Source organism: Halanaerobium congolense (assembly GCF_004366375.1).
Taxonomy (GTDB): Bacteria; Bacillota; Halanaerobiia; order Halanaerobiales; family Halanaerobiaceae; genus Halanaerobium; species Halanaerobium congolense.
Window position 1 is genome coordinate 1 of record NZ_SOEF01000022.1, and the last position, 12,504, is coordinate 12,504.

The window sequence follows — 12,504 nt, forward strand, 5'->3', positions numbered from 1 at the left end:
TGGATAAATCAATTATACAGGAGATGGTGTTGAGATGGTACACTTTTCGATTAGCAGAACATTATTTTTGGTACACTTTTAGTTTAGCATATGCATAAAGAAGTACATAATAAAGAAATTGTTCATAGGGATATTAATCCTAATAATATTTTAATTATAAATGATAATATCAATATTTCGGATTTTGGTTTGGGTAAGGATTTAGATGTTTTTCATTCACATAGAACAGTGGACACACATTCGTTTGGCCAGTACGCTTATTGTGCCCCCGAACAATTTATGAAATTAAAAGATGGGAATAAAAAAAGTGATGTTTATTCACTAGGAAGTTTAATAAATTTCATATTTACTAGGGATCCTTCAAATAAAAGACATCGTTTGAGAAGTGTAGTTGAAAAAGCCAGGAATGAAAGTCCAAATATTAGGTTTGAAAATGCAGAAGTATTGCTTGAAAGTGTAAAACAAACAATTAAATATCTTAAAGACAAAAGAAGAGAAGAGAAAGTGAAAACAAAGATAGAGGCAAATAAATTTGATGAAGATGTAGAAAACTTCATATATGAATTAAGTGGTCAAAGATTATGCGATGAAATAATATCACAATCAAATTTCAAAAATATTATAATTAAATTTATGACTATTAATAAAACTAATTCTTCAGAAATCATGAAGCTTATTGAAAAAAATTTCATAGATTCTTGCAGTAGATATGAACATCATGATAAATTTTCATCAATTGCAAAAAACATAATTAAAGCTAAGTTTCCATTTGTTTCTAAAGAGATAGCAGCAAAAGTACTTAATTATAATGCAAATGAGGTTAATAGATTCCATGCTCAACGAATTATTGAGGAACTGATTGATAAAGGTGTGGAACCTCTAATTGAAGATATATTGGAAGAATAATAAGACGGATAATTTAATGTAATTGAGGTCTATAGTTTAAATATTTTTGTATCCAAATATGTTTATCTAACTTTATTAATTTTTAGAATTTAATATTGCTGACCGATATATCTGATTTTATAGAGGTGAAAATATGAGTTTATCTGATGAAATAGTTAAATATGGTGAAGTTTTATTTGAATATGAAGGAAAAGGAATCATATATACTGAAGAAAATGATGAATATAAATGTGAATTTTATGCTTGTCAATTCAAAAATGGTAAGGTTATGATAGGTTTTTCTATTCCCGATTCTCTTGTTTTGAATAAACAAATTAAAGAATTTTCAGGAAATACTTTTGATAAAAGCTGGAGTTTAAAGACTACTGGTCCATTTAGTGAAATGTTTTTTAAACCAGATATAACAAAAGATTTTTATGGGAGTTGGATTTTATTTCACACTAGCAGGTTGATAGTAATGAAGGATGATAAGTCTGAAAATACTAAATATAGTTTTGGAATAACCAATTTTGAATTTGCAAAAATTAATAAAAAAGGTCAGAATCTTGATATTAAAAAAGATTTGGATATAAAAATTAAAGTGATAAATAACTATAGAGAAAAAATTAATAATATTAAAGCCAAAAAGGGAATAGATATAACAGGAGAAATTGAAATATTAAGTTCAATTAGCTATAAATTTGAAAAAATAATTGAAATAGTTGATAACATATGTTTTTTATTGTCTTTAGCTAGAGGAACTAAAATTCAGTATATTTATTATAAAGAAAAGAATGTTTCTGATGATCATTTAGTTAAAATTAAACATTTTAGTCGGGTAACTAATCAATATGTTCCATTTAAGGTGATTGATTTTTTTGAGAATATGCCAATATCAGAATTTATTAATCAAACGTATAATCAATATGCAAATAATAAGAAGGATTATAATTTGAATAAAGGAATAGAAGCCTTAATTTATGCAAGATCAACACACGATTTTTTAGAACTTAGAGGAGTAAAACTTGCCGTGGTATTAGAAATTTTAATAAATTCTTTTATTAACAATAGTGAAAATATAGGATATATTTTTCCTCCTAAAAAATATGAAAAACAAATAGAAAAAGAACTTTATTATTGTTTAAATGATAAATTAAAAGAATTAGAGATAGGACATGATAAAATACAGGAACTTATTGGGAATGAAAATAATATTAACTTAAAAAGTTTAAACAGAAAATCTTTTGGAAATTTAATTAAAAAAATGTTCGAACAAATAGGATTAAAATATAATTATAAAGAAATAAAATTATTTAAATCAAGCAGAAACAAATTAGTTCATCAAGGTTGCTTTTGTAGTCAAATAGACTCTGAAAAAAGTATATTCTCTAGTCCATATGCAGAGTATTTGTTTATGATAAATATGTTAGATAAAATTTTTTTGACATTAATCGGATTTAAAGGAAAGTACATTGACAGGTCGAATCCAAATAACCCACAAAGCTTAGTTTTAGAATGAGAAGCTATCTTTTATTTAACATGGGTTTGGAAATATGTCTTCTATAATTAAATTTGCAGCTTAACCAAATACTGATATGAAAAGAAAGGTTTTTGCAAGTTTATTGTGATATAAATTAAATTGTAAAATCCAGGGCATTAATAATAAATTTAAATGTCCCACTGGCATCACCATTTCTCAATCACGAAAGAAAATGTTTCTTATTTCCTTAAAGTCTATATTTAAAACAATTACCTATTATTTTTTATCAGTCCATTTAAAATAAGACAAAAGGTCTTTCTCGTGACCGAGATATCTATAAATAGTTTAAAAATTAATGATCTGTAACAAACCTGGGTATTATATTTAAAGAACTTAATTGCGGACTTTGTTACAAATAGTTAAATTTGATAATTATATTTGAATTTAAAAGTTATAAATGGGAGTCTAAAAATTATTATAATCACTAAAATTTATTGGGAGTTGAAATAAATGAGTACAAATTATCAAGTTGGAAATTATTATAAAGGAAAACCCTATAGAGAAAGTGGATTTAACTTTCCAGAAGGTGAATATAAACTAAAAATAATTAGAGAAGACTTCCCTGAAAAGCCTGTCAATGATGAAGATGAATTAGTCATTGCAGAAGAACAGTGGCTCGAAGGATTAGAAGGCAGCGATCAATATAGAACTGATTTAGAAGGTAACTGGTATTACTTTGAGTTTCCTATCAATGATGAGGGTATTGATGTGAATGTCAAATAATATTTTACACTTTTCGCTCATTAAGATTTTACACCTAAGATTTTCCAAAAATGGTTTCTCTGTGAGTCAATCGATAGCTATCACCATCTAAATTGATGATTTCACACTTATGAACTATGCGATCTAAAATTGCAGCTGTAATAGCTTGATCACCTATTAGTTCACCCCAATCTGAAGGCCCTTTATTTGAGGTGATGATAATTGAAGTCTGACCATACAGCTTGTTTATCAGCTGGAAAAAGAGGTTAGATTCCTGTTTTTCCATTGCCATAAACATAATGTCATCGATAATTAAAAGATCACACTTTAAAACTCTATTGAGTTTAGTTTTAGAAGATCTGATCATTTCAGCAGTTTTAAGCCAATAAATCAAATCACTAATTCCTGCAAAAATTACTTTGTAGCCTTCGTTAATGGCATGAATACCGAGGCCAATACTCAGGTGAGTCTTACCTACACCCGAAGGTCCAAGCAGGACTATATTGTAGCCCCGCTCAAGCCAGGATAGTTCCTTAAGCTGGTTAAACTGTTTTTTAGATAGAGTCTGCTGTTCTTCAAGATTAAACTCAGCCAGAGTTTTATATTCTGGGAATGCAGCCTGTTTTAGGTATTTTTCCAGTCTGGCTGCTTCTCGTGCTTGAATCTCCTGATCCAATATATACTCAACCAGTTTCTCATTGGAGAAGGAATTTTCAACAGAGTGAGATATGATTTCTGATATATTCTCAGAGGCGTTTTTTAACTTTAAAACTTTAAATTTATCTTTTAGGTTTGCAATTGTGGTTGTCATTGATACCTCCAGTTTTAAGAATCAAATATCTTTTGATATACATCAAGATCTCTTACTGCTGGTTTAGCAGCAAGTTTTGCTTTATCTTTTTCATTTAAGGCTATATTATCAGCTACCAGTAAAATATCATCATTTTTAGATTTTATTTTTTCTTTATCATAGAAATTGATAACATCTCTAAAATCACTGGCACTGTAGAGTTTATTGCCAATACAGTATTCTAGTGCTTTTGTGATAGTTTCAGGATCTTTATCCTGTAAAGCTTTTTCTATTACAAGCAGTTGATCCCTGATATATCGCTGTTTTTCTTTTCTGATTCTTGATAGAAATTTATTTGCTCTTTTGTTATCAGGAAAGAGAAGAATTATCTTTTCTATCAGTTTATTAATATTATCAGATTTCTTTCTTCCGTGATCTCTGTTTTTAGAGAGTTTACCTTTAGTTTTTATTATTTTATGTTCTGCCAGTTTAGCTGTACTTTCAAAATCATATATCAAGTATTTATCATTGTCCTCAAGCACTTTAACATAGCTTTCAGGACCCTGATAGGTACCTAAGGGAACAGAATATCTGTTACCTTTTATCGGGATAGTATTGTCTTTTCTCACCTGATAAGTTATACTTAAATCAGAACAAGTAGTTTTAATTTTTTCGGATACTGGCTTCAGGTATTTCTTTTCGACGGTGAATACCTGAGCTGGTATTTTTTTCGTTGTGCCATGTATTTTTCCATTAGCACGGCGTTCAAGCCACTTAAGACAATCATCATTCCACTTTTCTAAATTGATAAATATTCTATGAGCTGCAAAGTTATTTTTAGCATACCCAACAAGATTTTCAATGCGCCCTTTTGTTTCTGGATCAGCAGCACGACACATATATACTCTAAATTTTCTTTCAAGCCTGTAGGATGCAAACTGATGAGTGTAGATTAAATCACCATAGTTTTCACTGTACAAGATTAAACTATCCTGATCATAGACCGCCTCCTCTGGTATTCCTTCAAAGTATTCAAATGCATTTTCATGTGCTGCTACTACATCAGCTGTAGTTAATGGTCTATCAAACCATTCTACATATTTATATCGAGAATGGGAGAGAACAAAAGCAATCAGATAGAGTTTAACTCTGGTGATTTTATCTGCTTTGTAGACCCATTTTTCACCCATATCTACCTGCATCTGCTGACCCATTGGTGGATCTTCCATTGCCTCATAGAGTCGGGGATGCTTTGTTTTGGGGGTGTTATGTTCTTTTCTTAAATCTCTGATGTATCTTCTGAGAGTATTCTCAGCAAAACCAGGGTGTCCATTAGCCTGTTCTTCGATCCAGTCATAGATCTGAGAGGCTGAGATATCAGGATGTTCTTTAAGCCAGTTTAGTATTTTGTCATGGTATTTATCAGCTTTTTTAGCTCGAGAGTTCATTGTTTCAAGAACATCTTTAAATTCTTCTGTATTTAAATCATAGTATTTATTGAGTGTTGGTCTGCTGATATTTAATCTTCTTGCAATCTGGGATTTATTGAAGCCCATTTCTTTTAACTGCTGGATTTTTATATGCATTTTGTATCCATCTTCTTTATTCAAAATTTCTGCCCCCTCTTAGGATATTTAAAAGAATATTATATCCTAAAAGAGCAGATTATGGTACTGGATTAATTTAACATATTTACCATCTCAAATTCGTTATTTTTACATTATCTAGCAATATCCGTAAAATCTTAATGAGCGTTTTCTGTAAAATTTATTTTATCATCTACACCTTCATTATTGTTTTCTGTTTGTTGCTATTCAATTATACCAAAAACGGGAGTTTTATGCTATTTTTTTGCTAAATAATATTGAAATGGTGAATTGCAAGTTGCAATTCACCATCTTTAATTAATCTTAAAAAATATTGACAAAAGAAAAAATATGATTTATTATGTGTATATACAAGTGTTATTGATTATTTGAATAAATAGAAAGAAAAGAAAGGAAAAGTAGATGTCAGAAATAAAAGATGAATTAAATAACTGTTTATATTTTACTTCAAATAAGCTTTCCAGAATGATTGGGAAAATGGCAGACCAAGAATTTAAAATAACAGGCCTTTCGCCAACATATGCCTTTTTGCTAAGTATTGTCAATAAAAAAGAAGGTATAGTCCAAAAAGAAATCGGCGAAATATTGCATATGTCATCTTCTACTATAACTAGATTTATCGATAAATTAGAAAATCAAGCTTTGCTTAAAAGAGTCAAAAAAGGGAAGAACTCCTTAATCTATTTAACAGAAAAAGGAAAGCAAAAGCAGGCAGAAATTGATCAAGCTTGGGAAAATTTGCATCAAAGATATGAAAAAGTTATTGGCTCAAAAGAGGCAGAAATAGTGGAAAATATAAATAAAATAAGTAATCAGATTGAAAAAGAAGTTAAATAATCTTCTTTTTAATTTACATTTGTATGTACAACTAACTAAATTTTTTAATTAAAAATACTAATAATAATATAAGAAAGGGTTGATTAAGATGGAAAATGAAGTAATTAAGACAATTAAGAACAGAAGAAGTATTAGAAATTATAAAGAAGAACAAATAAAAGAAGAAGAATTAAAAACAATTTTAGAGGCGGGGATTCAGGCTCCGAGTGCGAATAATTTACAGCCTTGGCACTTTACAGTTGTCCAAAATAAAGAATTGATTGATTTGATGAGTGCTGAATCTAAAAAAATGATGCTTAAAAGTGATAATCCCAAATTAGTTCAGATGGGAGAAAATATTCCTCACATCTTCTATAATGCACCAACTGTCATCATAGCTTCAGGTAAAAAAGATATTGAGTCAGCTTTAGTTGATTGTGCTGCTGCTATAGAGAATATGTTAATAACTGCTGAAAGTATTGATTTAGGTGGAGTTTGGATTGGTCTGACTAGATTCTTTTTTCAAAAGGAAGAAAATGTTAAAAAATTAGATTTACCTACAGGTTATAAACCATTTTATGCAGTAGCTTTAGGTTATAAAGGAGAAAAAATTCCAACAGGGCCTTCTAAAAGAAAGATGGATGTCATAAATTATATAAGATAATTAATTAGACAAAAATAAATTAATTAACTATAAATTAGGGAGAGTGAACTAAAGCATGCTAAATTTTAATTATTCAGTTCCAACAAAAATACTTTTTGGTAAGCATAAAATTGATTTGTTAGCAGAAAATATAAAAGAATATGGTTCTAAGGTTTTGCTTGTTTATGGTGGAGGCAGTATAAAGAGAAATGGTATTTATGATACTATAATAGATATTTTTGCTGAAAATAATATAAGTTCCTGGGAATTAGGGGGAGTTAAGCCTAATCCTAGAATTGCTAGTGTAAAAGAAGGAATAAAAATTTGTAAAAAGCAGGAAATAGATCTTATCCTTGCAGTTGGGGGAGGAAGTACAATTGATTGTGCCAAAGTTATTGGTGCAGGTTTTTATCATAGTGGAGATCCCTGGGAAATAGTTACTGATTCCAGAAAAATAGAGGATTCTCTACCAATTGCAACTGTTTTAACTCTAGCTGCTACAGGTTCGGAAATGAATGCAGGTGCAGTAATTACTAATTTAGAAACCCAAGAAAAATTAGGAACTGGTCATCCAAGTATGGCACCTAAATTTTCTATCTTAGATCCTACTTATACTTTTACAGTTCCTGAAAAACAAACCGCTGCTGGTACAGCAGATATAATGAGTCATATTTTCGAAGTATATTTCAGCAAGACAAAAGGAGCCTATGTCCAAAATAGAATGGCAGAGTCCCTCTTAAAAACAGCTATTAATTATGGCACAAAAGCTCTTGCAGAACCTGAAAATTATGAGGCTAGAGCTAATTTAATGTGGACAGCTAGCTTAGCTATCAATGGTCTTTTAAGTTCTGGCAAAGAAACTGAGTGGAGTGTCCACGCTATGGAACATGAACTGAGTGCTTTTTACGATATTACTCATGGTACTGGCCTTGCTATTTTAACACCTTATTGGATGGAATATGCCTTAAATGATAATACTCTAGATAAATTTGTTAAATACGGGGTTAATGTTTGGGGAATTGATTCTGAGCAGGATAAATATAAAATTGCTCAAACTGCGATTGAAAAAACAAGAGAATACTTTAGCTCACTTGGAATCCCTACTAAGTTAAGTGAAGTTGGGATTGAAGCAGAAAAATTAGAAAAAATGGCAGAACAAGCTACTAGAAGAGGCGAACTAGGTAACTTTAAACCTTTAAGCAAAGAAGATGTCTTAAATATTTATCAAAAAGCCTTATAAATCTCAAATAGCTGAGATTAAAAGAAGTATTTGGTGGGAGGAATTATGAGCAAATTATTTGAAGAGACAAAATTAAAGAATATGAATTTAAAAAATAGATTTTTTAGGTCAGCGACTTGGGAAGCAATGGCAGATGAGAAAGGTCATTTGACAGAGAAATTAGTTAAAGTTTATCAAGAGCTGGCCCAAGGTGGAGTCGGCACAATAATTACAGGCTATGCCTTTGTTACCGAAGATGAACAACCAAACCCAGGGATGATGGGGATTTATGATGATTCTTTTATTAAAGAATATCAGGAATTTACTGATCAAATACATCAATTTGAGACAAATATAATAATGCAGTTGGCTTATGGCGGTTCTCAAACAAACTTTCAAGTTGAGAATAGAACTATTTTAGGTCCTTCGGCTGTACCACATGCCACTTATGGGGTTAGTCCCAAAAAGGCGACTAAGGCAGAAATAAAGTCACTAATCAATAGTTTTGCTGAGGCTGCTTTAAGGGCCAAAAAAGCAGGTTTTGATGGAGTTCAGTTTCATGCTGCTCACGGCTATCTTTATAGTCAGTTTTTGAGTCCCCATTATAATCAGAGAACTGATGAATATGGAGGCAGCATTGAAAATAGAGGTAGAATTATTTTTGAAACATTAGCTGCTGTGAGAGAAAAAGTCGGAGAAGATTTTCCAGTAATGATTAAGCTTAATAGTTCTGACTTTAAAGATGATGGCTTTACTTTTGCAGACTGCAAATATATTTGCCAGCGTTTAGATGAGTTAGGAATAGATGCGATAGAAATTAGTGGAGTTGTGGGGGCCGAAAAAGAAGATATTAGTGTTAGGAAACGGGGCCTTGCTTATTTAAAAGAAGAATCCTATTTCCGAAAATATGCAGCAGAAATAGCAGCAGAAGTTGAAGTCCCAATCATTTTAGTTGGTGGTAATCGCTCACCACAGCTGCTGGAAAAGCTCTTAGAAGAGACAGAAATTGAATATTTTTCTTTAGCCAGACCATTTTTAAGAGAGCCTGATTTAATAAATAGATGGAAAAATGGAGATAAAACTAAGGCAAAATGTATTTCCTGCGGCCAGTGCAGAGCTGAAGCTGGTAATTCCTGTATATTTAAGCGAAAAAAATAAGATTTAAGAGGTCCACTGCTTTGATTAGCGGTGGACTTTTTTTATCTAAAAAAGCCAAGAAACCTCCATCTAAATCTGTGATTTAGGTGGAGAGGTTCACAATTATATATTCTGATTGATCTGTTGAATATAAGAAAGGTAGTATTTTATTAATTTATCAAGGTTTTGATAAACAATTCTATTATCTACTTTTTCATATTCATGGACAAGCCTGTTTCTTATTCCTGTACTAGGAGCAATATCTTTTGCAAATTTTTCTGATAATATTTCAAGATCAATCAATTCTAAGAAAGAGGAATAATAATCTTGAGCTGGGTATCTATCAGCTTTTTTTATTAGCATATTATTAATATCGAGTGCTAAATCAATAATCAACTGGATAAGACGTTCAATTGCATAGCGTTTAAGCTGATCATTTTTATAATCCTTAAAAGTCTTAGGTTTGAATTTTTCCAGTTCACTAATATAGCTTTCCATTTTGATGAGTTTGTTTATTATTATTTCATTCATTAATATCTCGCCTCAAGTTTTTTCGCAAGAGTTTTTCTCCTGTCATTATATAAAAACTTAGTATCAGCGTAAATACCTGCTGCATAGATACTGAATTTTTCAAATTCTTTTTTGCTACCGTATAATAATTTTCCTTTTTTTGCAATTTCTACTTTTAAAATAGGTTCAGCTTTAGTTAGATTAACAAGATCAATATCAGCACGTTTATAAAATCGAGATAATTCATTTAAAAGTTCTATCTCTTTTGATTCTGTTAACAGCTCAGAGCATTTATACCCAAGATCAAGATCACTGTTTTGGTTATTTGTGTTACTAGCATAGGAACCAAAAACAATAAATAATTCTATATTATACTTATCAATAATAGCATTGGGTACTTTTAATTTCATTTCAACCACCTCTTCATTTAAATTATACATCATTTTTGAAAACTTAAAAAGAAAAATTTTGTTGATTTGTAAATAAAGGAAAAAGCAGATATTTAAAGAAGTATGTACTTAATAGAAATTACATAGGAGGAAATTGATATAATGAACAACTTCGGAGAAAAAGTAAATTTCATTTGGAACATAGCAAATCTATTAAGAGGTCCATATAAACCAGAAAAATATGGAGATATAATACTACCTCTTTCAGTTTTAAGACGTTTTGACTGCATTTTAGAACCGACTAAACCTAAAGTTTTAGAGAAAGCAAAGGAAGTAGATATTCCTGAACTGTTGAATGCAGCAGCGGGATTTAAATTTCACAACAAAAGCAAATATGACTTTGAAAAACTGCTTGATGATCCAGATAATATTGCAGAGAATTTAAGAGCATATATCAGAGGTTTCAGTTCTAACATCAGAGAGATTATGGAGAACTTTGATTTTGATAAAGAGATAACTAAACTTAACTCAAATAATCTTCTCTTTCTGGTAGTTAAAGAATTTAACAAATTAGATCTACACCCTGAGAAAGTATCCAATCAGGAAATGGGTTACATATTCGAAGAATTAATCAGAAGATTTTCTGAAAATGCTGAGGCTGGTGATCACTATACACCACGAGAAGTAATCGAATTAATGGTTAATATTATTTTTAATGGTGAAGAAGATGAACTGACCAATCCAGGGAATATTTCTACCATTGGAGACTTTGCATGTGGAACTGGTGGTATGCTTTCAGTAGCTGAGAACTACATTCACGAGATGAATCCTAATGCTGAAGTAGCTTTATATGGCCAGGAAATCAATGATCAGTCCTATGCTATCTGTAAGGCAGATATGCTGATTAAAGGTGAGGGAGAAAATGCTGATAACATTGCCTTAGGTAACTCTTTAACCAATGATTTACATCATGGTTTACGGGTTAGATATGGTTTAATGAATCCTCCCTTCGGTGTCAGTTGGAGAAAAGACAGCAAGGAAGTAAAAAAAGAACACAAGAGTCAGGGTTTTGATGGTAGATTTGGTGCTGGTACACCAAGAACCTCTGATGGGTCTCTCCTCTTCCTGCAGCACATGCTTTCTAAAATGAAAACTGATAAAAAAGGTAGTAGAATGGCTATTATCTTTAATGGGTCACCCCTATTTACGGGTGATGCAAATAGTGGTGAAAGTGAAATTAGACGCTGGATAATAGAGAATGATTTATTGGAGGGTATTATTGCTCTGCCAGAAGAATTGTTTTACAACACTGGGATTGCTACATATATCTGGGTCTTATCTAATAGAAAAAATGATGATTTAGAAAAAGGTCCGCTCAGAAAAGATAAAATTCAACTGGTTGATGCAACAAGCTTCTATAAAAAAATGAGAAAATCACTGGGTGCCAAAAGAAACAAAATTTCTAAGCAGCAGATTAATAGAATAAGTGAAATCTATGGTGCTTTCCAGGAAAATGAATACTCTAAAATCTTTGATAAAGAAGAATTTGGTTATCTTAAAGTTCGAATTGAAAGACCACTTAAATTAAACTTCAAAATCACTGAAGATAGAATTGAAAATATTTATGCTGAAAATACTTTCTCAAAATTATTTGATGAAGAAAAATATAAGAAACTGAAGAAATTATCTGAAGCTCCAGAGTTTAAATCTAAGGATAAAAAGAAATTAGAAAAACTGGAAGCAGGTAAAAAACTGCAGGAGAAAATTTTAAATAGATTGAGAGCAAATATTGAGCAGGATAAAGTCTGGAAAAACAGAAAAGAATTTAAAGAAGTGCTGAAAGAAATTTTAGGTGATTTAGATTTAAAGCGTTCCTTAATGAAAGCTGTCAGAAATGGTCTTGCTAAAAGAGATGAAACTGCTGATTATTGTAAAAAGCGAGGCAAGATAGAATCAGATACAGATCTGCGTGATTATGAGCGAATTCCTTTTAGTCACAAGGTAGAAGAATACAAACAGGATTACTCTGATTTTGTGGAAAAAGAAAAAGATAACATTACAGCTTATTTTGAAGAAGAAGTAAAACCACATGTGCCAGAAGCATGGGTAGATTATTCTTATACTAGAGTTGGCTATGAGATTCCTTTTACAAGATATTTTTATGAGTTTGAAGAGTTAGAGCCTTCTCATAAGATTAAAGAAGATATTGAAGAATTGGAAGCAGAAATCAATCAGATTATGCAGAAAGTTTTAGGTTAGTGGTTAT

General features: G+C 30.8%; 12 protein-coding genes. 8 read left to right on the forward strand and 4 right to left on the reverse strand.

Going from position 1 to position 12,504, the window contains the following annotated elements:
• Positions 1 to 90: 90 nt before the first annotated feature.
• From C7954_RS08745 to C7954_RS08755, 3 genes are all read left to right on the forward strand, one after another.
• Positions 91 to 906 (forward strand): protein kinase domain-containing protein, encoded by an 816-nt coding sequence (locus C7954_RS08745; protein WP_134059571.1) that lies wholly within the window; start codon positions 91 to 93, stop codon positions 904 to 906.
• Between the two features lie 133 nt (positions 907 to 1,039).
• Positions 1,040 to 2,404 carry a hypothetical protein gene (locus C7954_RS08750; RefSeq protein WP_134059574.1) on the forward strand — a complete coding sequence of 455 codons (1,365 nt, stop codon included), beginning with the start codon at positions 1,040 to 1,042 and terminating at the stop codon, positions 2,402 to 2,404.
• 471 nt (positions 2,405 to 2,875) lie between these two features.
• Complete coding sequence (locus tag C7954_RS08755) at positions 2,876 to 3,148, forward strand: hypothetical protein (RefSeq protein WP_134059577.1); 273 nt, start codon at positions 2,876 to 2,878, stop codon at positions 3,146 to 3,148.
• A gap of 34 nt (positions 3,149 to 3,182) precedes the next feature.
• On the opposite strand, the gene istB is transcribed toward C7954_RS08755, so the two are convergent.
• Entirely contained in the window at positions 3,183 to 3,938 is a 756-nt protein-coding gene (gene istB / locus C7954_RS08760) for an IS21-like element helper ATPase IstB (RefSeq protein WP_134059580.1), read from the reverse strand.
• Between the two features lie 14 nt (positions 3,939 to 3,952).
• Positions 3,953 to 5,527: an IS21 family transposase gene (istA, locus tag C7954_RS08765; protein ID WP_134059583.1), complete on the reverse strand. Its 1,575-nt coding sequence runs from the start codon at positions 5,525 to 5,527 to the stop codon at positions 3,953 to 3,955.
• A gap of 399 nt (positions 5,528 to 5,926) precedes the next feature.
• On the opposite strand from istA, the gene C7954_RS08770 reads away from it, so the two are divergent.
• The 4 genes from C7954_RS08770 to C7954_RS08785 all read left to right on the forward strand — a co-directional run bounded on the left by C7954_RS08770 (position 5,927) and on the right by C7954_RS08785 (position 9,360).
• On the forward strand, positions 5,927 to 6,361 hold the full coding sequence (locus C7954_RS08770; protein WP_134059586.1) for a MarR family winged helix-turn-helix transcriptional regulator: 435 nt from the start codon (positions 5,927 to 5,929) through the stop codon (positions 6,359 to 6,361).
• Between the two features lie 88 nt (positions 6,362 to 6,449).
• Complete coding sequence (locus tag C7954_RS08775; protein WP_134059588.1) at positions 6,450 to 7,004, forward strand: nitroreductase family protein; 555 nt, start codon at positions 6,450 to 6,452, stop codon at positions 7,002 to 7,004.
• 55 nt (positions 7,005 to 7,059) lie between these two features.
• Positions 7,060 to 8,223, forward strand: coding sequence for an iron-containing alcohol dehydrogenase (locus tag C7954_RS08780; protein WP_134059591.1), 1,164 nt, complete (start codon positions 7,060 to 7,062; stop codon positions 8,221 to 8,223).
• Between the two features lie 45 nt (positions 8,224 to 8,268).
• Entirely contained in the window at positions 8,269 to 9,360 is a 1,092-nt protein-coding gene (locus C7954_RS08785; protein WP_134059594.1) for an NADH:flavin oxidoreductase, read from the forward strand.
• A gap of 102 nt (positions 9,361 to 9,462) precedes the next feature.
• Here the strand turns inward: C7954_RS08785 and hepT are convergent, their stop codons facing one another.
• On the reverse strand, positions 9,463 to 9,870 hold the full coding sequence (gene hepT / locus C7954_RS08790) for a type VII toxin-antitoxin system HepT family RNase toxin (RefSeq protein ID WP_134059597.1): 408 nt from the start codon (positions 9,868 to 9,870) through the stop codon (positions 9,463 to 9,465).
• Positions 9,870 to 10,259 carry a type VII toxin-antitoxin system MntA family adenylyltransferase antitoxin gene (gene mntA / locus C7954_RS08795; RefSeq protein WP_166667703.1) on the reverse strand — a complete coding sequence of 130 codons (390 nt, stop codon included), beginning with the start codon at positions 10,257 to 10,259 and terminating at the stop codon, positions 9,870 to 9,872. The genes hepT and mntA overlap by 1 nt, the downstream gene beginning before the upstream one ends.
• Before the next feature lie 141 nt (positions 10,260 to 10,400).
• Here mntA and C7954_RS08800 point away from each other — a divergent pair, with 141 nt between their 5' ends.
• The gene (locus C7954_RS08800; protein ID WP_134059603.1) at positions 10,401 to 12,497 is read left to right on the forward strand and encodes a type I restriction-modification system subunit M; all 2,097 of its coding nucleotides are present in this window, start codon (positions 10,401 to 10,403) and stop codon (positions 12,495 to 12,497) included.
• Positions 12,498 to 12,504: the final 7 nt, after the last annotated feature.